General features: G+C 41.2%; 21 protein-coding genes. 7 read left to right on the top strand and 14 right to left on the bottom strand.

Annotated elements, in window-relative coordinates; translation table 11 throughout:
- Positions 1–6 precede the first annotated feature (6 nt).
- Complete coding sequence (locus KXQ82_RS12525; protein WP_255563642.1) at positions 7–2,580, bottom strand: ATP-dependent Clp protease ATP-binding subunit; 2,574 nt, start codon at positions 2,578–2,580, stop codon at positions 7–9.
- A gap of 536 nt (positions 2,581–3,116) precedes the next feature.
- On the opposite strand from KXQ82_RS12525, the gene KXQ82_RS12520 reads away from it, so the two are divergent.
- On the top strand, positions 3,117–3,365 hold the full coding sequence (locus KXQ82_RS12520; RefSeq protein ID WP_219488714.1) for a hypothetical protein: 249 nt from the start codon (positions 3,117–3,119) through the stop codon (positions 3,363–3,365).
- Between the two features lie 147 nt (positions 3,366–3,512).
- Here KXQ82_RS12520 and rbp read toward each other — a convergent pair whose 3' ends face one another.
- The 3 genes from rbp to KXQ82_RS12505 form a co-directional block, all read right to left on the bottom strand.
- Positions 3,513–3,860 (bottom strand): RNA-binding regulator, encoded by a 348-nt coding sequence (gene rbp, locus KXQ82_RS12515; protein WP_219488713.1) that lies wholly within the window; start codon positions 3,858–3,860, stop codon positions 3,513–3,515.
- Between the two features lie 107 nt (positions 3,861–3,967).
- Entirely contained in the window at positions 3,968–4,696 is a 729-nt protein-coding gene (locus KXQ82_RS12510; RefSeq protein ID WP_255563641.1) for an esterase family protein, read from the bottom strand.
- Between the two features lie 50 nt (positions 4,697–4,746).
- A complete protein-coding gene (locus KXQ82_RS12505) occupies positions 4,747–5,346 on the bottom strand; it encodes an SGNH/GDSL hydrolase family protein (protein ID WP_219488712.1) in 600 nt (199 codons plus the stop codon).
- Between the two features lie 110 nt (positions 5,347–5,456).
- On the opposite strand from KXQ82_RS12505, the gene KXQ82_RS12500 reads away from it, so the two are divergent.
- Positions 5,457–5,861, top strand: coding sequence for a hypothetical protein (locus KXQ82_RS12500; RefSeq protein WP_219488711.1), 405 nt, complete (start codon positions 5,457–5,459; stop codon positions 5,859–5,861).
- Between the two features lie 88 nt (positions 5,862–5,949).
- Positions 5,950–6,525: a porin family protein gene (locus KXQ82_RS12495; RefSeq protein WP_219488710.1), complete on the top strand. Its 576-nt coding sequence runs from the start codon at positions 5,950–5,952 to the stop codon at positions 6,523–6,525.
- A 61-nt stretch (positions 6,526–6,586) separates the two neighbouring features.
- On the opposite strand, the gene KXQ82_RS12490 is transcribed toward KXQ82_RS12495, so the two are convergent.
- Together KXQ82_RS12490 and KXQ82_RS12485 are read right to left on the bottom strand one after the other, a co-directional pair.
- Positions 6,587–7,345, bottom strand: coding sequence for a glycosyltransferase family 2 protein (locus KXQ82_RS12490; protein WP_219488709.1), 759 nt, complete (start codon positions 7,343–7,345; stop codon positions 6,587–6,589).
- Positions 7,342–8,613, bottom strand: coding sequence for a glycosyltransferase family 4 protein (locus KXQ82_RS12485; protein ID WP_219488708.1), 1,272 nt, complete (start codon positions 8,611–8,613; stop codon positions 7,342–7,344). The genes KXQ82_RS12490 and KXQ82_RS12485 overlap by 4 nt, the downstream gene beginning before the upstream one ends.
- 90 nt (positions 8,614–8,703) lie before the next feature.
- On the opposite strand from KXQ82_RS12485, the gene KXQ82_RS12480 reads away from it, so the two are divergent.
- The 3 genes from KXQ82_RS12480 to KXQ82_RS12470 are packed head-to-tail and all read left to right on the top strand — an operon-like array spanning position 8,704 to position 11,499.
- Positions 8,704–9,228 (top strand): DapH/DapD/GlmU-related protein, encoded by a 525-nt coding sequence (locus tag KXQ82_RS12480; protein WP_219488707.1) that lies wholly within the window; start codon positions 8,704–8,706, stop codon positions 9,226–9,228.
- 3 nt (positions 9,229–9,231) lie between these two features.
- A complete protein-coding gene (locus KXQ82_RS12475) occupies positions 9,232–9,981 on the top strand; it encodes a class I SAM-dependent methyltransferase (protein WP_219488706.1) in 750 nt (249 codons plus the stop codon).
- Positions 9,982–9,984: 3 nt separating this feature from the next.
- Positions 9,985–11,499, top strand: coding sequence for a rhomboid family intramembrane serine protease (locus KXQ82_RS12470; RefSeq protein WP_219488705.1), 1,515 nt, complete (start codon positions 9,985–9,987; stop codon positions 11,497–11,499).
- 1 nt (position 11,500) lies between these two features.
- Here the strand turns inward: KXQ82_RS12470 and KXQ82_RS12465 are convergent, their stop codons facing one another.
- The 6 genes from KXQ82_RS12465 to typA all read right to left on the bottom strand — a co-directional run bounded on the left by KXQ82_RS12465 (position 11,501) and on the right by typA (position 18,465).
- Positions 11,501–12,403 carry a glycosyltransferase family protein gene (locus KXQ82_RS12465; protein ID WP_219488704.1) on the bottom strand — a complete coding sequence of 301 codons (903 nt, stop codon included), beginning with the start codon at positions 12,401–12,403 and terminating at the stop codon, positions 11,501–11,503.
- Positions 12,404–12,413: 10 nt separating this feature from the next.
- Positions 12,414–13,190: a class I SAM-dependent methyltransferase gene (locus KXQ82_RS12460; RefSeq protein ID WP_219488703.1), complete on the bottom strand. Its 777-nt coding sequence runs from the start codon at positions 13,188–13,190 to the stop codon at positions 12,414–12,416.
- Positions 13,191–13,222: 32 nt separating this feature from the next.
- Positions 13,223–14,713, bottom strand: a complete 1,491-nt coding sequence (locus tag KXQ82_RS12455) for a lipopolysaccharide biosynthesis protein (RefSeq protein WP_219488702.1) — start codon at positions 14,711–14,713, stop codon at positions 13,223–13,225.
- Between the two features lie 49 nt (positions 14,714–14,762).
- Positions 14,763–15,494, bottom strand: a complete 732-nt coding sequence (locus KXQ82_RS12450; protein ID WP_219488701.1) for a class I SAM-dependent methyltransferase — start codon at positions 15,492–15,494, stop codon at positions 14,763–14,765.
- A complete protein-coding gene (locus KXQ82_RS12445) occupies positions 15,494–16,525 on the bottom strand; it encodes a glycosyltransferase family 2 protein (protein WP_255563640.1) in 1,032 nt (343 codons plus the stop codon). The genes KXQ82_RS12450 and KXQ82_RS12445 overlap by 1 nt, the downstream gene beginning before the upstream one ends.
- A gap of 128 nt (positions 16,526–16,653) precedes the next feature.
- Positions 16,654–18,465 (bottom strand): translational GTPase TypA, encoded by a 1,812-nt coding sequence (gene typA, locus KXQ82_RS12440; protein ID WP_219488700.1) that lies wholly within the window; start codon positions 18,463–18,465, stop codon positions 16,654–16,656.
- A gap of 168 nt (positions 18,466–18,633) precedes the next feature.
- On the opposite strand from typA, the gene KXQ82_RS12435 reads away from it, so the two are divergent.
- On the top strand, positions 18,634–21,051 hold the full coding sequence (locus KXQ82_RS12435; RefSeq protein ID WP_255563639.1) for an AsmA family protein: 2,418 nt from the start codon (positions 18,634–18,636) through the stop codon (positions 21,049–21,051).
- Here the strand turns inward: KXQ82_RS12435 and KXQ82_RS12430 are convergent, their stop codons facing one another.
- Together KXQ82_RS12430 and KXQ82_RS12425 are read right to left on the bottom strand one after the other, a co-directional pair.
- On the bottom strand, positions 21,052–21,753 hold the full coding sequence (locus KXQ82_RS12430) for a response regulator transcription factor (protein ID WP_219488699.1): 702 nt from the start codon (positions 21,751–21,753) through the stop codon (positions 21,052–21,054). It abuts the gene before it with no gap.
- Positions 21,753–23,405, bottom strand: a complete 1,653-nt coding sequence (locus KXQ82_RS12425) for a sensor histidine kinase (RefSeq protein WP_219488698.1) — start codon at positions 23,403–23,405, stop codon at positions 21,753–21,755. The genes KXQ82_RS12430 and KXQ82_RS12425 overlap by 1 nt, the downstream gene beginning before the upstream one ends.
- Between the last annotated feature and the right edge of the window lie 82 nt (positions 23,406–23,487).

Genomic DNA, 23,487 nt, shown 5'->3' with positions numbered 1-23,487 from the left:
AGAAAATTACTTCTCTTCTTTCTCTTCTGTTTTGGTGTTATCCTCTTTTTTAGATGGCTTACTTGGGGCCGCAGTTGCACTTACATGCCTGGCTATAATTTTGACTTCGCTTGTTTCTTTATCAAAATCAACTTCCATCACATCACCTTCGGTCAGTTCGCCTTTTAGTATCTCTTCGGCAATCGGGTCTTCCAGGTATTTTTGGATGGCACGTTTTAACGGACGGGCGCCAAACTGTGAATCATAACCTTTTTCGGCAATAAATTCTTTGGCGGTTAAGGTCAATTCGATTTGGTAACCCAAAGCATGTACACGGCCGAACAATGAAGCCAACTCGATATCAATGATCTTGAATATCTCATCTTTGCCTAACGAGTTAAACACTATAACATCATCTATACGGTTCAAAAACTCCGGAGCAAAAGCGCGTTTCAAAGCAGCTTCGATCACACCGCGCGAGTGCTCATCAGCCTGGGTAACTTTAGCAGCAGTACTAAAACCAACACCTTGTCCAAAATCTTTCAACTGGCGTGCGCCAATGTTCGATGTCATGATGATGATCGTATTCCTGAAATCAACCTTACGGCCTAATGAATCAGTTAATTGTCCTTCATCCAACACCTGTAACAAAATGTTGAATACATCCGGGTGGGCTTTCTCAATCTCATCCAGCAATACAACAGCATATGGTTTACGGCGTACCTTTTCGGTTAACTGTCCGCCTTCTTCATAACCAACGTAACCCGGAGGCGCACCTACTAAGCGTGATACAGCGAATTTCTCCATGTATTCGCTCATATCAATTTGTATCAGGGCGTCTTCGGTATCAAACATAAAACGGGCAAGCTCTTTGGCCAACTCTGTTTTACCCACACCTGTAGGGCCTAAAAATATGAACGAACCAATTGGTTTTTTAGGATCTTTCAATCCGGCACGGGTACGTTGGATAGCTTTAGTCAATTTTTTAATGGCCGGGTCTTGTCCGATAATTTTATCGGCAACCTTTTCAGCCATGTTCAGCAGTTTCTGGCTATCAGCCTGGCCAACACGTTGTACCGGTATGCCGGTCATCATCGATACCACTTCGGCAACATTATCTTCGGTAACGGTATAACGTTTGGTTTTGGTTTCGGCTTCCCAAATTGCTTTGGCCTGCTCTAATTCTTCCAGCAAATGTTTTTCAGTATCCCTTAGTTTAGCTGCTTCCTCATATTTCTGACTGCGAACAACCTTATTCTTTTCTATCTTGATCGCTTCTATCTTAGCCTCAACATCAAGGATGTTTTGTGGCACATGGATATTGGTTAAGTGTACACGTGATCCTGATTCGTCCAAAGCGTCAATAGCCTTATCCGGAAGGAAACGGTCGGTAATATAACGCGCAGTTAAGTTAACGCAGGCCAAAATAGCCTCATCAGTATACGTTACACCATGGTGCTCTTCGTATTTGTCTTTAATGCGGGTTAATATCTCGATGGTTTCATCAGGAGTGGCAGGCTCTACCATTACCTTTTGGAAACGACGATCTAAAGCGCCGTCCTTTTCAATGTACTGGCGGTACTCGTCTAAAGTAGTTGCGCCAATGCATTGTATCTCGCCACGGGCCAAAGCGGGTTTAAACATGTTGGATGCATCAAGCGAGCCCGATGCGCCACCTGCGCCAACAATGGTATGTATCTCATCGATAAACAAAATAACATCCGGCGATTTTTCAAGCTCGTTCATTACGGCTTTCATACGCTCCTCAAACTGGCCGCGGTATTTTGTACCGGCAACCAACGATGCCAGATCCAGCGTAACTACGCGTTTGTTAAACAACACGCGCGATACCTTGCGCTGAACGATGCGTAATGCCAGTCCTTCGGCTATAGCCGATTTACCAACACCCGGCTCGCCAATTAATATCGGGTTGTTCTTTTTACGACGTGACAGGATTTGCGATACCCGCTCAATTTCTTTTTCGCGGCCAACAATCGGATCCAAACGGCCATCTTCGGCAGCTTTGGTCAAATCGCGACCAAAATTATCAAGTACCGGTGTTTTCGATTTGATATCAGAAACTTTTTTAGGCTGGCTAAATGATTCTTCCTCGCGGAAATCATCATCGCCCCCTGTTGATGAACCCGGCATCTCATCCGTTACATCATTTTTATGCGATTCCACTTCTGCTTTAAATATCTCGTAGTTAACATTAAACTGCATCAGTATCTGCGATGCGATATTATCCTCATCACGCAGTATCGACAGCAGCAAATGCTCTGTACCAATTACATCACTTTTAAAAATTTTAGCTTCAAGGTAAGTGATCTTCAATACCTTTTCGGCTTGTTTTGTTAGCGGGATACTGCCTATGTTTACGTTTGTGCCCGATGTGCCTTTAACGGCATCTTCTATTGCACGGCGTAAACGCGCCGTATCAACACTTAAGCTTCTTAATAGCTTTATTGCTACTCCGTCCCCATCGCGGATAAGCCCTAACAACAAATGTTCTGTGCCAATGTAGTCATGTCCGAGGCGTAGGGCTTCTTCTCTGCTATATGAGATCACATCTTTAACGCGGGGCGAAAATTTAGCTTCCATAATATACCTTTCAAAAATATTTTTTCCGACGCTTTAAATCTAATAATTTGCAAAACTAAACCAGCGTGTTTTTAACTAACTTATCAACAACATTGCCAAGCTTAAACCGGCAAGTAAAAACAGACATAATAATGATATAACATTTCATTATTATAAAATCCAAGATCAGGCGGTAGGAACCTGTACCTCACTTTGTAAATATAAACAGGTGTTTTCATTAAAGCAAGCATCCGTAAGCTACATCCTATCCACAATTACATTGTTTTTTAACATTTGCACTTAGCACATTGTTTATCAGCAATAATAAAGTTTTATACTGATTAGACGGATCATTTTTAAAAAAGGTTGTTATATCGGGCAAAAAATTACACTGCGATTAACACTGCCATGTTGGCATCTTGCTAAACCCTGCATCGGCTTTTACGTCATAAACCACTGTTATACATTTCCAAATCAACAATTCAATGTTAAGCACACCAAATTGCTTAACAAAAGCTTAATTATAAGTCAATAATTTATTAACCTAATTTTGCGGGGTGACGAAAAACACCTTACCTACTTACGCAATTGTTGAGTTATTGATCAGGCTATCGCATATCGACCCTTTTATAGGCGATTATAAAGGCCATGCAGTTTATGATGATGGCGTACTGGTAAAAACCACCGGTGGCACTATAACCTTTTCAAAAGCGCTTATTAAACAACAGTTTGATGCGCCCGACCAGATAACAGATGCCGAATTGAAGGTTATAGCGCAATTATTTACCACCGCTAAGCCCCGGTAACACAGGAAGCAGAAACAAAAAATGGGATGGGTATAAAATATAAACTCCATCAGCAAATAATTAACCTGCTGATGGAGTTACTATATGTATAGTCTTCCGGGAAAAATAAAGCTATGGAACCATAGCCCTATACTTGAGTACTCAAAATTATCTTCTGAAACCGCCGCCACCGCCGCTTCCGCCACGGTTAAAGCCGCCGCCGCCATTTCCGCCACGGCTACCACCACGGAAACCACCGCCTGCAGGACGTTCTTTCTTCTCTTCAGCCTGGTTAACCACAATGGTTCTGCCATGTAATTCAGCACCATTAACTTCTGATATAGCTTTTTGAGCTGCCTCATCATCGGGCATTTCAATAAAACCAAAGCCTTTACTACGACCGGTTTCCCTGTCCATAATGATCTTTACCGACGATACTTCGCCATACTCTTCAAATACTTCTTTTAATTCGCTTTCTTCAACTTTAAACGGAAGACTACCTACAAAAATGTTCATTGCTTGTTATTAGTTTTTAAATTTTAGTTTTAACAAAAGTATATTAATTATAATTAGTTGCGCAATTACAGCCACTAAATAATGGTTTTAAGGCAAAAAAGTTTTAGTTATAAATAAATCTGTACCATTTTACGCCAAAAACGGGCTTTATGGGCCTCGCCATCCCAAATATATAATGCGTTTGATACGTTTCTTTGCCATAAAAGTTCGCTCAAATTAACGGTATCTGCTAAAAAAGCATCCTCATTACCAATGGCTAATACAATTTCCATGCTTTTTAAGCAGTGTAAAAGGTACTCGTCAGTAAGGTTGGCAATGTACTGGTTGGGCATATTAAAATAACTGTCTTCGTTGTAATGCCCGTCCAGCAGGTCAATAAAAACGCCCATGTTTTTGGTAAGGTCATACCGGCCGCTCATGCCTACTACTTTATTAAAAAGGTAAGGGTGCTTAAACGCGATATTTACTGCGTGGTAGGCCCCAAGGCTGCAACCCGCCGCGCAAAGAAAGGTACCGGGGTTTTTCTTTTCAGAAAAGGTTATTACCTCCTGCAAAATATATTGCTCATATTGCAAATGTCTGTTTAATCTTTGGGTAGGGTGCGCTTCCCGGTTGTACAGGCTTTCGTGGTCAACACTATCAACACAATATACCTGTAGCCAGCCGTTATCTATCTTATCGCTAATGGCCTCAATTACACGCCAGTTCTCATAATCGTAAAAGCGCGCGCCCCTTGTGGGGAAAAAAATAACACGGGCGCCCGCATGGCCAAAAACCAGCAGCTCCATATCTTTTTGCAATTGCTCGCTATACCATTTATGATATTCCCTTTGCATTAATAAGCCAAATCTAATCAGTAAGCCTACTTATATTTATTATCAAATTGTTAAACCTGCACTACGCCCGATAAATAGTTTAATACGGCAGGTTTCCATAGGTCGTATCCTTTGGCGCTCATGTGCAGGCCATCGTTCAAAAAAAGCTCGTTTTTTGGTTTTCCTTCAGTATTCAGCATACTGTTGTATATATCAATATATTGCCCGTTCGGATATTTTTCCAACTCGCCCGCTATCAATTTATTGGTATATTTAATACTCTCGTTCAAATTCCATCGCACTATGCTGGGTTTAACAGAGATGTACGCAAACGGGATATCGCCATAGGCTGCCTGCACACGCGCCATCATTTGCTGAAAGAATATAAATATCTCTTCGGGATGGCGCCCATCGCCCAAGTCGTTATCGCCGGCATAAAAAACTATTTGCTTTGGGTTTAAGGGCAACAGCAATCTATCAAAATACCAAACACAGGCCGCCAGGGTTGAGCCGCCAAAACCCAGGTTGGCCGGTTTAAAATCAGCAAAATCTGAATACAGCGTTTCCCACATCCTGATGGATGAACTGCCATAAAAAATTGTTTCGGGGTTGTATGTATAGGCAAGGCGCTCTGCCTCTAATCTTTTCACTTCGTCTTCGTACCAAACCATCTAATCGTATTCTAATCAGTTTTAAAGTTAAACTATTTACCTTTAGGATACACCATATATAATTATTACCTATCTTTATTAAGCTATTTTTTAAACCTAAACCTTAAATCATGAACTGGAAACTCATTTTTCAACTCTCGTTGTTCGGGCTGGTAATGGCCTTTGGTACAATTTCGTTAATACCCGATAAAATTGAACCGCTTTTTTGGTTGGCGATCTTTATCGTCGTTGGGTACATCATCGCTAAAACCTGCACTCAAAAAATATTTTTACATGGTTTTTTTGTAAGTATGTTTAATTGCGTCTGGATCATGATAGCGCATGTGCTGTTCTACCGCTCATATGCCCAGCACCACCCCGAAATGGTGAATATGTTTTCAACCAATCCGCTTCACAATCACCCAAGGGTATTAATGCTTATTACAGGTCCTTTTATAGGCGCCTTTTTCGGATTATTCCAGGGTTTATTCGCTTTTATTATATCCCGTTTTGTAAAGCCAAATATAACCAAATGAATATCAATACAATAAGTTTAAAATTCAATTATAAACTATCATAATAGTTTATATATATTTATTTCAATATTTAACCTTAACTATTATTATGAAAAAAGCACTATTAGTACTGGGCCTTATTGCGGGGTCAATTGGTTTTTCTTATGCACAAAAAAGCGCGGTTACCTTTGGCGTTAAAGGCGGGGTAAACTTTGCCAGCCTTACGGCATCTGGCGGTGGGTATTCAGTAAATTCAGGTAACATTACCAGTTTCCACATCGGCGGTGTTGCTGATATCCCTGTGGGCGATTCATTCTCTATACAACCGGGTATACTTTACTCAGGCAAAGGCGCTTCAGGTTCAACATTGGGCTATATCGAAGTGCCTGTAAACTTATTGTATAGCACAGGCTCGGGCTCGGGTAAATTTTTCTTTGGCGCAGGCCCATACTTTGGCTACGGTGTTTCAGCATCAAACGGCAACAAATTTGGCAGTGGCACAAATGATATAGCTAATCCCGATTTTGGACTGAACATTTTAGCGGGCTACCGTTTTGAAAGCGGCTTATCATTTAGCGCGGGCTATGGCTTAGGTTTAGCCAACCTTAATAATGATAAAAGTTCTGGTAACGTCACTGTTAAAAACAACGTAACCAGCATTTCTGTAGGTTATTTCTTTCAATAATTTAACACATTAATTCCTCACATAATAAAAAAGGAGAGCCGGTGGCTCTCCTTTTTTATTATCAATCATTTGTACGCCTGTTCACTATAAAATACCCTGCCAGCCTAAAAAAGATAACAACATGGTAAAACAGCGTGGGCACAATACCATAATACCTGCACATGATCAGAAAACGCTCGGTTAAGCTTTGCAGGTGTTTGTTTTTAGACATGCCGCCAACCTGGTATTTGGCAACAAACGCATGTACATTAATTATTTTATATGCTTTTTGCGCTGCTCGTATTATCCAGTCAATATCGGCACTCAGTTTATAGCGCTTATCAAAGGGCCCCAATAGGCCTACCTTAATGTAAATGGCCTGGTGGCTTATGCTCATGCCATATTTAAAGCCACGCCAGTTAAATTTTTCGGGCGCTTTGTGGCGGCGCTGCCCAAGGCTTTCGCCCTTGTCGTTTATCATTTCGGTTTCGCCATAGTAAATATCGCCTCCCGGGGCTGTGGCAAATACTTTGGCAACAGTATCGGGCGCGTAGAACTCATCGCCCGAGTTCATAAATATAACGTAGTCGCCCTCCGTCATAGTAAGGCCCTTGTTCATGGCATCGTAAATACCGCGGTCCTTTTCGCTCACTATCTTCGTTATTCTATCCCTGTATTTGTTAACCACATCCATTGTCCCATCTGTCGATTTGCCATCAATAACAATATATTGGATATGGGGATATGTTTGATTTAGAACCGAAAGCATGGTACGCTCAATATCGCGTACATTATTATAAACTACTGTAATTACCGATAAAACTGGGCGGATATCCGTCATGATGATGATCGTATCGATTGGTATAATGCTTTGTATTTTGCAGCCACAATTTCATTACTAAAATTGTCAACCACCTTGTTTCTCGCTGCCGATGACAGCATATTACCCTCTGCCGAATTGAGCACAAAATCTATCCCCTTAGCCATATCCTCGGCAGATTTGTATGCCGCAAGATAACCATTTTGCTTATGATCTACCAGATCGGGCAGGCCGCCGGTATTAAAAGCCACCACAGGTGTACCGCAGGCCAGGGCCTCCATTACCATATTGGGCAAATTATCTTCTAACGATGGCAGTACAAAAACATCGGCAAGGCTATAAATTTCGGCCAGTTTGCTTTGGCTGTTAATGATGCCAAGCTGGTGCACCTTAAACGGGATCTGCGCTATGTCAAAACCTTTGTTCTTACCAAATATTACTACTTCTATATTGCCGGGCTGAGGGTAATCAGCCTTTAAACGGTAAAGCGCCTCCACCAAATAGGTTATCCCCTTACGGGTATGGTTAATATTTGCCGCGCCAAAAAGTATTACTTTGGCATTGGCAGCTATATCCAATTTGGCACGTGCTTTACTTTTATTTTGAGGCGAGTACAGGTCGGTATCTATCGGATTGGGTATGGCTTCAATTCTGAAGTCTTTTAACAATGAGCTGCTTCGGGCTACTTCGGCCAGCCAGTTGCTACAGGTTACAAACACCAGGTTTTTAACTCCGGCATACAGTTCCTTTTTTCGTTTCCACCCTTTGCGGGATATATCATTATCCGATGCGTCTTTCAACAAAGGGCAATTACCGCACTCATTCAAAAAACGATCACAATCGCCAGAATAATGGCAGCCACCGGTAAAGGCCCACATATCATGCAATGTCCACACAACAGGTTTGTTCAGGGCGATAAGCTGCCTGATGTTTTTGATGGATAAAAAACCCGAGTTAGTCCAATGCAAATGCAATACATCCGCATTCCTCACCAAATGATTATCTGATATATTCGATCCCGCAGGAGCCGTAGAAAAAGCGAAACGCACCGTTTCATCCCTTTCATGAAATAATATGAATGGGATGCGCTCGCAATAAAAATCAATTTTGGCTTTCAACTCGCCCAGCGCATCATCGGCAACAGCCTCAACACGCTCTTCGGCAGTATATTTATTTTGTGCCAGTAAGTGTACATCAACTCCATCCGGCGCCAGCGCGTTAAGCAAACGCATGCAGGCTGCAGGCGCGCCGCCACCGGCATCGGATGTGTTAATTAATGTAACTTTCATTTTTTAGTGCCATTTGGCAAAGCAAGTATAATAATACTAAATGAAACCTTTACTTTTGAGAAATCAACATTATACGCACACCAGCATAACATGAGTTTTTTTGCCTACTTATTTCAGGACCGCAAAGCCAACCGCGGTAACATTAAAGGGCAGCTTGTTCTGTTTTGTTTCAGGCTGGTGCAACTCATCAACTGTAGCATGGTGGCAAAGGTGGTACTGTTTCCCTACCTGGTTTGGTACCGCGTAACCATCGAGTGGTTTTTAGGTATCGAGCTTCCGCGAAAGCTAACCGCGGGCAAAGGTTTGATCATTTACCACGGGCAGGCATTGGTGGTTAACCAGGGTGTGGTGCTTGGCGATAATGTAGTATTGCGCAACTCAGTAACCATAGGCCATAAAAAGCTTGCTGATGGCAGCTTTTCGGGCTGCCCGCGTATTGGCAATAATGTTGATATTGGCGCCAATGTTTGCATTGTTGGCGATGTAGTGGTTGGCGATAATGTAATTATCGGCGCCGGATCGGTAGTTACCAAAAGCATCCCCGATAATTGTACAGTAGTGGGCAACCCCGCGAGGATATTAGAGAAAAAAGAAGATGTTACGCATCTGATATAAATAATGGATAATAATTTAACCGACCGCGCTTTTTGGAAAGCATTTTGGGAATCAAGAAAGGGCCTCATATTTTACCTTAAACCCAACTATGTTTTTGGCGATCTGCTGGCTAAACTCATTAAAAAGAATGACATTAAATCAGCCATTGAGTTGGGCGGTTTCCCGGGATATTATACCATTTACCTAAAAAAGTATCAAAACCTGGATACCACCCTGCTGGATTACTTTGTGCATGAAGGTTTGGTGAATGAATTGCTGGAAGCTAACGATATGAAGCGGGATGATATCTCGATCATAGAAACCGACCTGTTTACCTATCAGCCCGAAAAGAAGTATGATATGGTGCTCTCATTCGGACTGATTGAACACTTTGCTGATACCAAAGCTATTATTAAAACCCATCTTACCTTACTCAACCCGGGCGGAACACTATTTATTACACTGCCAAACTTTACAGGCGTAAACGGATGGATACAACGCACCTTCGACCCGGAAAATTACAGCAAACACAACATTGCCAGCATGAACCTGGAGCTGCTGCGCAACATATACACCGAGCTTGGCCTTACCGAAATTGAAGTAAGCTACCACGGCCGTTTTACTGTATGGCTGGAGAATAAAGACAGTTCTTCGGCATGGGCCAAATTTGTTACCAAACTAATATGGGTGATAGGAAAAACGATTGTGAAGATCATTCCTTTTGAATCGGAATTTTTATCGCCGTATATTGTTACTTCCGCAAAAGCGAAATAGCATATGGCCTTCGGAATAACACCCTATAAACAAACTATTATTCCACTGGGTGGCTATGACCCGGACCATTACCTTACACTGCTTTACAATGCCATGCTTGGCCTTGGCTGGCACATCAGCTATTTTAATCATGATGGGCTAATTGCCTACACCAATATTTCGTTTGAATCTTATTCCGAAGAGGTATCAGTAAGGGTAACTGAAAACTGGGCTGTTATAAAAAGTGAATGCGTAGGCTACCAGGGCTTTTTGACCGACTATGGTAAAAATGCAAAAAACCTGCGGCTCTTATTTAATGAACTGGAATACACCGACGCTATACTAAGCAGCAACCTGCAGGAAAGAACAAAAGAACTGATGGACAGCATCCCCGAAAATCAGTTTATCAACCTTGCCGAGCCACCAATGGTGGGTAAAGAAAAATTACACGATTTTTTTAACATCATTGTACCGCAACGTTATTATTTCATCACACCCATACTTGTAGCTGTTAATGTTGCGGTATACATATTAATGAGCTTTTTTATGGTGGTGCTGGCCATGATAATGGAAAAGAGCGGTAAGTTTGATATCCACCAAAACCCTTTCGAAAAGCTGTATTTAAACCTTGGCTTCAGCGCGCGCTCAAGTGTATTGCACGGGCAGGTGTGGCGGCTTGTTACCAATACTTTTTTACACTTTTCGCCCCTGCACCTTATCGGGAACATGATCGCTCTTATCTACATCGGCTCGATGATAGAATCAAAGCTGGGCAAGTGGAATTTTCTATTACTGTATCTTCTTACAGGAATATGTGCCAGCACGGCATCGGTATCATGGCATTATTATGGTGTTAGCGGTGGCGCGTCAGGCGCTATATATGGTTTGTTTGGCATTTTACTGGCGCTGGCAAGTACGCCCTTTTATGAGCATAACGCCCGAAGGGCAATACTGATAAGCACCGCCGTGATGCTGGCCATCACCATAGCCCCATGGAGAAACGGTATTGACCATGCGGCGCATTTTGGCGGTCTAATTTCAGGCTATATTTTTGGCTGGATATTTTATTTAGGTATTGCCAACAAATATCGCTTCTCAATTAAGTGGAGTACATGGCTTGTAGCTATTATTACGCTGGTATTTGTAAGTTCAAGTATGGTTATCATACCCGATTATAAAATAAAGGATTACCAAATACTTGTAGAAAAAGTTAAGGTTACCGAAGACAATGTAAAACGTTGTTTTTATATTCAATATGGTAAAAGTAAAGAAGAAATGCTTGATACCATAGAACAGCGCGGCCTGCCTTTATTGAAAGAACTCCGATCCGAAAACAAACAGGTAAAAGCGTTCATCTTACCATCAAAACTAAAAAAGGAAGCCGATTTTCACTCACGGGTTATCGACCTGGAATGCCGGAGTATGGAGCTGTATTATAAAGGCATCAAAGAACAGCACTATGATAAATACCAACCGGCTATAGATAGTATAAAAAACGTTATTTATAACCTGAATGCTGATTTTGTGGCAGAGCAATAAACTATTTGCTGAGTTGCTGCTTTACAAACCGTACCAGCCTTTGCACTAAACTACCTTTACGGTTTTTCAGGAAGTGTTTGATAGCCTGGTGCGCATCCGCGCTCTCCACCAATTTATCCGGGAAATAAACTACGGGCTCATCGGCCATGTTCACTTTATAAATATCTTCGTTATTGGAATGTATGCCGCTACCATCATTCCCAATATTATGTATCAGCGAGCGCGATGGATTAAGCGTTAAACCGCCCTTTAAAAATATAGAAGCATACCAGCGTATGGCCCAAGAGTTATTTTTACCCGCTTTAAACTCTTTTATCTGTTTCCAGAAATTCATGTTTCCTTCGATAGAAAACTGCAGTATCTTTTTATTATCAAACTGACCGATCAAGGCATCTACATCAGGCTCAAAGTACTTCCATGCACGTGCCCAGGTGGCCCAACCCCAGCTTGTGGCTGCGCGGTAAAAAAAGCTTTGTGGTAAACCATCGTTATCAATGGGGTACATGTATGCTCCAATGTGCATTACTTTTTCTTCTTTGGCATATCGTTCCAACGCCTCATTAAAATACGTTAATGTATATGGCGATGACAATAGGTCGTCTTCAAACACAATTACCTTATCATACTCATTAACCAATTGCGTTACACCGGCAATAACAGAGTTAGCTAAACCCAGGTTAGCTTTACGCTCAATAACTTTTACACTTTTAAATCCTTCCACCTTTTTGATCAGCTGCCTTACCTCGTCAACCTTAAAAACATCCGCCTCGCTTTTAGCCGCGTCCGAAAATATGTATAGGCGCGACTCCTCTGCCAATAAATTTTTTTGCAAATACGCCAGCGTGCGGCGGGTATGCTCGGGCCGGTTATACACAAATAAGGCTATTGGCGCAGGGTGCTGCATGGGGCTTAAATTAAAATATTTTAAGGTTCTCGCCTTCTTTACTGCAAAGTATAGTATACGCGCTGGCGCGTTTTTCCTGCATATCTTTACCAAATAACGAGCATAACAGCTTTTTAGCGCCGTATTCTGCAGTTATTTTCAGGTCGGTAACAATGCTCTTGCTTTTCTTTTGGTTAATATAGGTGTTAAAGCGTGTAACCTCGGGTTCTATCATCGATGTCAGGTCATTTATCACCTTAAAACCTTCGGTCAGTAATAAATACCGCACACTGGTTGGCGTATACATATTGATATGGCCGTAAGCCAGGAAGTGTTTAATGCGATTATCAACACCATCTTTATAATCAATGGGCACTTCTATCAGGCACATTTTGGCAACACGTTTCAGCTCACGCAGTAACAGGCGCTCATGTTCTACGTGTTCCAGAACATGCGAAAGGACCACCAGGTCGAACTCATCGTCCCGAAAAGGTAAATGATAACCGTCGAACATTTGCACCAGTTCCAGTCCTTTTATATTAAGCGCTTTAATGCGGTTCACCCCGCTTTCAGAAATTTCGACCGCGGAATATTTTTTAGCAAAATTTTGATCGGACAAAAGCTTTAAAATACTGCCATCGCCGGCACCAACTTCCAGTATCGAGTTAAAAGTATAGCCTTTGCATACATCAATAATATGCTGCACTTTATATTTAGCGCCAAGCAAACGCCAACCATCGTTATCTTTTTCGTAACACTCATCATACGCGGCTTTAACATTAACACTAACAGAATTTTGATCGCCCATGGCACAAAGATAATAATGAATGGAAAATATGTTTAACGTTTGCCCAGGCCTAGTTTATTGAGTGTGGTGTGTACCTTCTCATTCAAATCATCCGACACGTGTAAGTAATAGCATAGTACGGTGTAAAATACGGTTGTTATGCTGCTCCTCACAACAATATCCAGGTAAACATTGGGCATCAGCCAAATATATTTGCCTAAAAAATAGCTGGCAATGGCTATAACAATAACTACTAAATGCTTATAAGTAAAGGGCTGCATTTTAAAACGGCGCTTAATATAAAACCAGTTGAAAAAGTTAAAGGCGGCCATGGTAATGAGATAAGCGAATGCCGCTCCCATGCCGCCATAAACAGGTATAAGCAAATAGGTTAAGCCAATACAAACAATGCAAGCCAGGGCAACTACCACGGTAAGCATACGGTATTTGGTTGATGTATTGATGATGTGCGTATTTAAGCCCCCGGTAATATCAATAAGGTACGTAAGGCCCATTACAAGAAACAAATTAAACTGATCGATATATTCTTTTTTATGGATGATGGCAAACAAGTTCTGCTTGTTGATAATTACTCCTATAAACAACAGGCTGCCAATTACCAGTTGTATAATGGATGTTTTATAATAAACATCGGCAATGCTTTTGAGATTATTTGATCGCCACGCATCGGCAACAATTTGATACGTAGTTCGGCTAAGCGCGGCTGCAGGTACATTAATTACAATGGCAATGTTTGCATAAAAACCATACACCCCGGTTACCGATAATCCAACCATCGCGCCAAGCATAACAATATCTATCTTGGTTAGCAATACATATACGCTGCCGGCCATTAAGGTAAACAAGCCATAATTAATTACATCGCGCTTTTTTACTGATTGGAAACTTACTTTACTTAACCCTAAATAGAACCGTTTTGACAGCGCCAGACTAATTAATAAACAAATAGAAATTACACCGTTAAAACATATATACAATATGATAAACTCTTCAAAGCTGATCCATTTTTGTGCAAAGGCTATGATGCCGATGGTTGTTAAAAGCTTAAGCCCGATCTCTTTTAAAAAGCTTGAAAATACGGATTGATATATGGCTTTCCCGAAAGCTTCGAGCAGGTTATATAAAATGGTAAAACCCGCAAGGGGTATTAACAGATAAAAGTATTGAACAAACAAAGGCGACTGATCAATATAATAAGATACGATAAGCGGCTTTGCTACCAGGTAAATAAGCGTTGACGCGGCAAAACCAATGAGCGATAAACCCAGTATCCACCAAACAAAGCCGTTGTGTTTACGGTCTTCGGTGCGAAAGAATGGGAAATAACGCAGGATAGTGGCGGGCACACCCATTGAAGCGATAAGCGAGTAGATAACGGACAGGCCGATAAGTAACACGTAAAGCCCTAATTGCTGGGTGCTCAAAAAAAGCGGGTATAGTATAACAAGGTTAACATAGCCGATAACCATACCGGTGTACGATATGAAGGCATTTTTATAAACCTGCTTTTTAACTATCCCCATGCTGCATCTGTGATCAGAGTTTTTCTTTTAGTTGGCAACAGTATCAATACTATAAGGTAGCCGCAAACTTTTTAATAAAACCGGTGAAGGTAGCCGGATCTTTAAGGTTTAGTATTTTTTCGCGGTCTGCATCCAGGTCGTTGTAAGACAAGGCCTCAATCTGTTCATCAGTATAATGCAGCATAGCTTCGGGCTTACCGGGCCTTACCATACCCATGCCGTGATCGGTATTGAATACCATAATTTCGAGGTCTTCGCGCTCTGAGCGCAGCTTTGCTATTGATTTCCAAACATCGCCATTCCAAATATTCGCCCAGCCTGCAGGCGCAATGCGCGCGGCTTCTTCTGAGGTATATGCCCGTATTGAAGCGGCAAGGGTTAGCGGGTTACAATCGTGTATTAAAATAACACCATCCTTGTTCAGGTATTGCAGGGCGTTCACAATATCCAAATAGGTTTGTTCAAATAAATGCAGGCCGTCAACAAAAATAACATCAATACCACCTATCTTTTTAATGTAGTCTTTTTGCTGAGCAAAAAAATCATCACTGGTAAGCTCAAAGAACCGATTATTAAAATTGGACAGGTTTTTAATATAGGCTCGTATCTTTTTAGTTGGCTTAATGATAAAGTTAGGATCAATAGCTACTTTTTTATCCGCTTTTATCTTAAAAAAACAAAAACCGGTTTGAACGCCTATTTCAAAATAATTTACTTTTCTTTTTTTTCTTAAAACGTTGATACATTCCTGTATCATGTGGTATCTTTTTAAATCGCTCATTAAAATCTATCGTTATCAGCCTTGCCTAATTTACCGGCGAGGCCATCATTTATTGCCAGCACTAATTTTTTATATTCCTTAACTTTTGAAGATAGCAAACTTACAATTTGTAAGTAAGTTAAGTACAAAGTTTTATTTATTTGGAACACTATCTTGTTCTTTATGGCTACTCTCGAATAAAAATACATACGGTTGCGCACATGATAATAGGTGCGAAAGTTCCATTGATCTAACAGTGGCGAGTGAAACAGCCTTTTTTTATAGCCAATGCCTTGGGATTGTTCAAGGTCGGATATGCGACATGACGGGATGAGCCATATTGTTCCGTGATTTTGTGTGATACGATAAGTGTATTCAGAATCATCGACATAGACAAACATATTCCGATCAGGCAAGCCAATATCGGCAATAAGGCTTCGGTGGAACATTAAACCACCATAAGGCACATAAGGCATTTTAACACGTGGCAGATACGGGCTGTTCTGTTTAAATTTATCCCTTAGTTTGAATAGTTGATTTTGAAATACCCGAAAAACACTGAAGCCTAAAAAATTATTGGCAACAAGGTAATACCTGTAGGGGTCTTCACCTTTGGCTATTTTGATGTGTACGGCCCTGTCTTCGCGCAGGCAAAACAAAGCTTTTTTATTGTTTGGCAATTCGGTCGCGTCCCATTCGGAAATCAAAGTATCAATCACACCTGCGGCGGGTAGGTTATCATCGTCAAGCATGAAAAATAAGTTGGCACAATTACTTTGATAGGCCTGGTTTATGGCTGCGTTATACCCGCCGGCCGAACCTTCATTTTCAGTATTGCTGATTACTTTTATCCTGGCATCGTTAAATTCGTTAACCCGGTCGGCAACGCTGTATGCAGATGCATTATCAACCACAACCACTTCCGCCACATTACTATGGCTTAAAGCGTATTTAATTAATACCTGCAGGTACTGCCACCTGTTGCCGTAGGTAACGGTTAGTATGCTGATTTTATGATCGGGGCTTAACATGCGATTGGCCAAAATTATCATTAATTACCGGCAAAGCAATTTTAAAGGCTACTTGCCTTTACACATATTTATTTAATAGCCTTAAATATTACTCCAAAAAAAAGAGGCAAGCTTTTCGGCTTGCCTCTTTTAATTATATTAAACGCTAATTATTGATTAGTAAACTTTTTAGCGTTGTTGCGGCGCTCGCCTTCGTTCAGGTAAATTTTACGTAAACGCATAGCAACCGGGGTAATTTCAATATACTCATCAGCCTGGATGTATTCCATCGCTTCCTCTAACGAGAATTTGATAGCCGGTGCAATACGCACGTTGGTATCGCTGCCTGATGCACGCATGTTGGTTAACTGCTTGCCTTTGGTTAAGTTAATTACCAGATCGTTATCGCGGATGTGCTCGCCTAAAACCTGTCCTTCGTAAATATCTGCTCCCGGATCGATAAAGAAACGACCACGATCTTGCAATTTATCAATTGCGAAAGCGGTAGTTTTACCGGTATCCATTGATACCAATACACCATTTAAACGGCCGGGGATAGTACCTTTCCAAGGCTCGTAAGCTTTAAAGCGGTGTGCCATAATAGCCTCGCCACCGGTAGCGGTTAATACGTTGTTACGTAAACCAATGATACCACGCGCAGGGATATCAAACTCCAAATGCTGCAAATCGCCTTTAGGCTCCATGATCAGCATCTCGCCTTTACGTTGTGTTACCAACTCGATTACTTTACCCGATACTTCGGCAGGTACGTCAACTATCAAAGTTTCGATAGGCTCACATTTAACACCATCAATTTCTTTTATGATAACCTGTGGCTGGCCTACCTGTATCTCGTATCCTTCGCGACGCATGGTCTCGATCAATACCGACAAGTGGAGGATACCACGGCCATACACCAGGTAAGCATCAGGCGATTCGGTTTCAACAACCTTCAAAGCCAGATTCTTTTCCATCTCTTTGTACAAACGATCGCGTAAGTGACGTGATGTTACAAATTTACCTTCTTTACCAAAAAACGGTGAGTTGTTAATGGTAAACAACATATTCATGGTAGGCTCATCAATTTTAATAACAGCCAGTTGCTCGGGGTTCTCAAAATCGGCAATGGTATCGCCAATGTCAAAACCTTCAATACCTACAACAGCGCAAATATCGCCGCTGCTTACCGATGTAGCTTTAACTTTACCCAAACCTTCAAAAGTATATAGTTCTTTTATTCTCGATTTTTGGATAGTGCCATCGCGTTTTACCAATGATACCGGCATGTTCTCTTTTATAGTACCACGGGCAACGCGGCCTATAGCGATACGACCTACGAAAGACGAATAATCTAACGATGTGATCTGCATTTGCAAAGTACCTTCTTCAATAGGCGCCGGCGGAATGTTAGCCAAAATAGCATCCATTAACGGGAAGATATCTTCTGTTTTTTGTTTGTAGTCGGTGCTCATCCAACCTTGTTTTGACGAACCGTAAATAACCGGGAAATCCAATTGCTCTTCGGTTGCATCAAGGTTAAAGAACAATTCAAAAATTTGTTCGTAAACTTCTTCAGGGCGGCAGTTTTCTTTATCTACCTTGTTTACTACTACAATTGGTTTTAAGCCTAAAGCCAAAGCCTTTTGGGTAACAAAACGTGTTTGAGGCATAGCGCCTTCAAAAGCATCACAAAGTAATAATACACCATCAGCCATTTTCAATACACGCTCAACCTCGCCACCAAAATCGGCGTGACCAGGGGTATCAATAATGTTGATCTTAACATCTTTGTACATTACCGAAACGTTTTTCGATACGATGGTGATACCTCGTTCGCGTTCCAGGTCATTGTTGTCCAAAATCAATTCGCCTGTTTCCTCGTTGTCGCGGAAGATGGCGCAGCTATGTAAAATCTTATCAACCAACGTAGTCTTGCCGTGGTCAACGTGTGCGATGATCGCTATGTTTCTTATTTTTTGCATGAAAATGCTACCTTAATTTTGGCGCAAAGGTACGTTTAATTTATTAGAAAATTACTATCATGCAATAATATAATGGGTTACGTTGTCAAATCAATGCCATAGTTAACCTTATATTAACACATAGTTTTAAAAACAAATAAGCCCGATAAGGCATTCTAATAATAAATTATGAAAATGCCGAAATGGTTAAAGATTAGCTTAAAAGTGCTGAGTTTGTTTATTCTTATCGTTATCCTTGTTATTGGCGGGGTGTTTATCTATATCAGCTCAAACAAAGCCAATGTACTGGCACTGGTGTCAAAAAAGCTTAACCATAACCTTAACGGGAAGTTAACCATTGCCGATATACAGCCTTCTGTATTTACTAATTTCCCGGATGTTTCCTTGTCATTGCGCAATGTTACCTTGCGGGATAGCAAATACCCCGAACATCATCATACCTTGTTAGATGCCAAAATAATGAACGTATCAGTTAATATGCTTGCCCTGCTTAAAGGCACTGTTAGTATTAACCATATCGATATCAGCAATGCCGCGATTGACCTGTACACAGACACCTCCGGCTACAGTAATACCGCTGTATTTAAAAAAGGCTCTAAAAAAGCAAAAGTGGATGATGGCGATAGCGGCGGGCCATCAGCACAATTGCATAAATTTAGCTTAACCAATGTTACTGTTATTATTGATGATGACCATAAGCAAAAACTCTTTAGTTATGATGTTTACCAATTGAACGGAATAATAGATTATCATGGCGATAACTGGCATGCTGAGCTCGGTTTAAACCTGCTGAGCAAAAGCATGGCTTTTAAAACAGAGAACGGCAGCTTTTTAAAAAATAAAACTGTGACCGGCAACCTCATTGCAGATTATGATGGTAAAGCCGAAAGGATAAACGTTAAAGGCAGCAACTTTGAAATAGGCAGTATCCCGTTCGACCTGGAAGCCAAATTCGCGGTAAGCAAAAAAACCAGCGAGTTTATGATCAACGTTGGCGCAAAACAAATCCTTTGGCGCGATGCTTCATCGCTTTTGGCAGCAAACATTACGCCCACCATAAATAAGTTCAACTTTGACAGGCCTATTAATGTTAAGGCTACTATTTCGGGCAGTTTTGGTGGCGGCAGTCCTTATTTACATGTAGAAGCAATTATGCGCAACAATCGCCTTTCCATTCCCGGCGGTGTGATAAATGATTGCAGTTTTAACGGAGTATTTACAAATAATCGCGACAGCAGAAAAGGGAACACCGACTCGAACTCGGTTATCCACCTTTTCCACCTTACCGGCAAGTACAGCAACCTGCCTTTTAGTATAGATACAGGGAGCATTGTCAACTTTGCCAAACCTTATGCTACAGGTAATTTCGTTTCTCATTTCCCGATAGCTAACCTCAATACATTAATGGGTGGCAAAGTGGTTAAATTTGGCAGCGGCATTGCCGATATTCGGTTAAAGTATAAGGCCGATATTGTGGATTATCGTATTAATAAACCGGCTATCGCGGGTACTATCAATTTAAAGAATGCCAACATTAATTATGTATCCCGTGGTTTACAGCTTACCAATAGTTCACTGTCGCTCAACTTTTTGCGTAATGACCTTATCCTGAAAAACATTCGTGTGCAAAGTGGCCGTAGTATTGTACTGATGGAAGGTAAGGTAAATAATTTCCTCAACCTGTATTATAACTCTCCTGAGAAGATTGTGCTCAACTGGCAGGTAACCAGTCCGCAGTTATACCTGGGTGAGTTCCTTGGTTTTTTGAACAGCCGTAAAAACATCAAACCCAAAACTGCCAATAGCGGTAATATTATAGACCAATTGTACAATGTGTTGGATAAAGGCAAGGCCAACATGCATATCCGTGTTGATAAGGTTTATTACAATAAATTTCTGGCGACCAATGCCACTGCAGATATCTTATTATCCGAAGATGGTTTTGTACTTAATAACGTAAGTGTAAAGCATGCAGGCGGCTCGCTCAAACTAAACGCGCAGGTGATAAACCAGGTGGATAATCAAAATAAATTTATCCTGAGCACCATAATCAGCAATGTGGATGTACATGAGTTTTTTTACGCCTTCAATAATTTCGGGCTAACATCGCTCACATCAGATAACCTGAAGGGCTTCTTATCCGCCAAGGCACAAATAAAAGGTGGCCTTAGCGATAAGGGCGTTATGAAACCAAACTCGGTAAATGGCTATGCCACTATTAATTTAAAGAATGCCTCCCTCATCAATTTTAAACCCATTAACGGTATAGGCAAGTTCGCTTTTCCGTTCCGTAATTTGGATAATATCTCTATCCCTAACCTGGACGCTAAATTTGATATGCGTGGCGATAAGGTGATCATTAACCCGATGAAGATCAGTTCGAGTGTGCTCAACATTGACGTGGCGGGTACCTACAGCTTTACCACAGGCACAAACATTGCTATTGATGTACCACTGCGAAATCCAAAAAAGGATTCTACCATCACCGATAAGGATGAGCTTGCCAAAAAGCGTTACAAGGGCATTGTATTGCACCTGGTAGCAAAGGATGGCGATAACGGCAGGATCAAAATAGGTTTGAGGTAGTTACCAAACCAACCTATAACCCACGCCGCGAATATTGATGATCTGCACCGATGGGTCTGTTTTTAAGTATTTGCGCAATTTTGTAATAAACACATCCAGGCTGCGGGCATTAAAAAAGCTATCATCCCCCCAAAGTTCGTTCAGCAACTTTTCGCGCGACAGGGTTTGCTGTTCGCTGCGGCAAAGCAGTTTTAAAATATCGCTTTCGCGTGACGTAAGTTGCTGTACATGTACGCCGTTTATAATGCTGTTTTTATTGGGCTTAAAAACCAAACCGCCAATATTAAACACTTCGTTAGGGTCGTCTTTAAAAAGTTTGGGGGTATTGAGTACCCTGTCTTTACTTAGCAATACTTTTATCCTCACAATCAGCTCTTCAACACTAAAAGGCTTTTTCAAATAATCGTTGGCGCCGGCTTCAAAACCTGTTACTACATCTTTAGGCTGCGAACGGGCAGTTAAAAATATGATGGGGGTACTGCGGTCGGTTTCTCTTATTTTACGGGCAACTTCAAAGCCATCAGCTTTAGGCATCATCACATCCAGTACCAAAATATCAGGCTTGTACTCTTTATATTTTTTTAATGCCTGCTCGCCATCCGCGCAAAGCATTACTTCAAACTCGCGTTCTTCCAAACTTTCGCGTACAATATGCGCCAGCGCCAGCTCGTCTTCGGCCATCAATACTTTTATTTTTTCCATTAGTTTAAAGGCAAGGTAAAAATAAATTGGCAGCCCCTGTATAATTCGCTGTTAACGGTTAGTGTGCCGCCATGCGCCTCAACAATAGATTTTGCATAGCTCAGGCCCAAGCCTGTTCCTTTTACATTATGCAGGTTGCCAGTAGGTACCCGGTAAAATTTGTCGAATATATTTTTCATGTTTTCGTGAGATATGCCAATACCGTTATCTTTTACCTCAAAACAGAGCATACCATCTTGCTTATAAACCGCGATTGCAATATCCACACTATCGTGCGAATACTTAACCGCGTTATCAACCAGGTTGAGCAACACATTTCTAAAATGTAGCTTATCGGCATGGATTGTGCTCACCTTATCTGCATTGGCATAGGTAATATTTACCGTTTTAGTGGCTTTCATTTTTTCAGATGCTATAACACCATTGATCACTTCATCAATATCTACCTCCTCTATGCTCAGGTCGGGTTCATTATTCTCGAAGGATGCAATGTTGAGTACTTTTGTTACCAGGTCATTCAGCTTATTCAACTCATTGCGCGATGTTTCTAAATAGCGCTGCGTTTTTTCGGCATCGTTCAGTGCATTAAACTTTTGCAGTCCCTCAATAGCTACAGTAATGGTAGCTAATGGTGTTTTCAACTCATGCGTCATGTTATTGATAAAGTCGTCTTTTAACTCGGCCAGTTTTTTTTGCCGCAATATGGTGTGTAGTATATAAATAAAACAAGCCGTAGTGAACAGTATCAACAAGGCCGACATGCTCATGGTGAGCATCATATTTTTGATAATGGCATATTGCGGGTTGTTAAATGTGGCCCGTACATTCAATGTTGTGAGTTCATTGCCATGGTCAAAATAAACAAAGCCATGGTATTTATAGCTATGCTGTCCTGTTTCGCTATAGCGCGCCCGCGCTGCTTTGTGTGATATGTCCCTGTCATGCAAAACCAACCGAAAGTTTGCTGTAATATTCATGCGCCTCAGCTCTCTTTTGTATGCACGCGCTATTTTTATGCTATCGGCCCGCCTGTAGTTTTGGGGTAAAGTGATCACTCCGTTATATATCAGCTGTTGTATTTTCTTACTTATTCTTTCTGCATTACCCTTGTCCATATCATTTTGCAGGTAATCAATAATATTTGACGACCCCTGCTTCATATCCATATCCTTTAATAAACCCAATATCCGGGCCATTACCTCAGGTTCGTTAAAAGCAATCTCGGTAAGCAAACGGGGCAGGTCATTTTTATCCCGGTATCGTACTCTTCGTTTGTAGCGCTTGTAGTCTGCTTCGTCTAATCCTGCATCTATCGTTCGCGTTTTTATGTTCTCACCAATATCCTTTTTGTAAAACCGTATATTGTAGCCATACGTTTTAGGCCCGGGATAAAATTGAGTGTCAATCCTGATCTGTATCTCAGGTGACGATAACCGTTTTATCAGCACCACCCGCACCGAGTCAATATAACTTTCTTTGCAATCTCCAATGGCACGTACCAAAGCGGTATCGATATCCCTGTCGAACCGCTTTTTAGTTTGACGATAAGCATTTAATGTCCAATAGCCTTGCACCACAATTATCCCGATAAGGGACAATGCGATAAGCACAAAAGCGGTAATAATATATTCGGGGCGTTTTTTTTGCTGCATACTGTTTTGCTGATATGAAGATAAAAGTACACCCTGTTAATCAAAAACAGCAATCGGTTAACAATCGTTAACAAAAAATAAG

It is taken from the genome of Mucilaginibacter rivuli (genome assembly GCF_019391655.1).
In the GTDB taxonomy this organism is placed as follows: domain Bacteria; phylum Bacteroidota; class Bacteroidia; order Sphingobacteriales; family Sphingobacteriaceae; genus Mucilaginibacter; species Mucilaginibacter rivuli.
This window is presented reverse-complemented; position numbering and strand designations above follow the sequence as displayed.

Excerpts from the sequence above, each read along its gene's own strand:
- KXQ82_RS12485 (WP_219488708.1), bottom strand. The coding sequence starts at position 8,613 with ATGAAAGTTACATTAATTAACACATCCGATGCCGGTGGCGGCGCGCCT.
- KXQ82_RS12475 (WP_219488706.1), top strand. The coding sequence starts at position 9,232 with ATGGATAATAATTTAACCGACCGCGCTTTTTGGAAAGCATTTTGGGAA.
- KXQ82_RS12430 (WP_219488699.1), bottom strand. The coding sequence starts at position 21,753 with ATGGAAAAAATAAAAGTATTGATGGCCGAAGACGAGCTGGCGCTGGCG.
- KXQ82_RS12505 (WP_219488712.1), bottom strand. The coding sequence starts at position 5,346 with ATGGTTTGGTACGAAGACGAAGTGAAAAGATTAGAGGCAGAGCGCCTT.
- KXQ82_RS12490 (WP_219488709.1), bottom strand. The coding sequence starts at position 7,345 with ATGACGGATATCCGCCCAGTTTTATCGGTAATTACAGTAGTTTATAAT.
- typA (WP_219488700.1), bottom strand. The coding sequence starts at position 18,465 with ATGCAAAAAATAAGAAACATAGCGATCATCGCACACGTTGACCACGGC.
- KXQ82_RS12460 (WP_219488703.1), bottom strand. The coding sequence starts at position 13,190 with ATGGGCGATCAAAATTCTGTTAGTGTTAATGTTAAAGCCGCGTATGAT.
- KXQ82_RS12425 (WP_219488698.1), bottom strand. The coding sequence starts at position 23,405 with ATGCAGCAAAAAAAACGCCCCGAATATATTATTACCGCTTTTGTGCTT.
- KXQ82_RS12525 (WP_255563642.1), bottom strand. The coding sequence starts at position 2,580 with ATGGAAGCTAAATTTTCGCCCCGCGTTAAAGATGTGATCTCATATAGC.
- rbp (WP_219488713.1), bottom strand. The coding sequence starts at position 3,860 with ATGAACATTTTTGTAGGTAGTCTTCCGTTTAAAGTTGAAGAAAGCGAA.
- KXQ82_RS12435 (WP_255563639.1), top strand. The coding sequence starts at position 18,634 with ATGAAAATGCCGAAATGGTTAAAGATTAGCTTAAAAGTGCTGAGTTTG.
- KXQ82_RS12470 (WP_219488705.1), top strand. The coding sequence starts at position 9,985 with ATGGCCTTCGGAATAACACCCTATAAACAAACTATTATTCCACTGGGT.
- KXQ82_RS12445 (WP_255563640.1), bottom strand. The coding sequence starts at position 16,525 with ATGATAATTTTGGCCAATCGCATGTTAAGCCCCGATCATAAAATCAGC.
- KXQ82_RS12500 (WP_219488711.1), top strand. The coding sequence starts at position 5,457 with ATGAACTGGAAACTCATTTTTCAACTCTCGTTGTTCGGGCTGGTAATG.
- KXQ82_RS12495 (WP_219488710.1), top strand. The coding sequence starts at position 5,950 with ATGAAAAAAGCACTATTAGTACTGGGCCTTATTGCGGGGTCAATTGGT.
- KXQ82_RS12480 (WP_219488707.1), top strand. The coding sequence starts at position 8,704 with ATGAGTTTTTTTGCCTACTTATTTCAGGACCGCAAAGCCAACCGCGGT.
- KXQ82_RS12465 (WP_219488704.1), bottom strand. The coding sequence starts at position 12,403 with ATGCAGCACCCTGCGCCAATAGCCTTATTTGTGTATAACCGGCCCGAG.
- KXQ82_RS12450 (WP_219488701.1), bottom strand. The coding sequence starts at position 15,494 with ATGAGCGATTTAAAAAGATACCACATGATACAGGAATGTATCAACGTT.
- KXQ82_RS12455 (WP_219488702.1), bottom strand. The coding sequence starts at position 14,713 with ATGGGGATAGTTAAAAAGCAGGTTTATAAAAATGCCTTCATATCGTAC.
- KXQ82_RS12510 (WP_255563641.1), bottom strand. The coding sequence starts at position 4,696 with ATGCAAAGGGAATATCATAAATGGTATAGCGAGCAATTGCAAAAAGAT.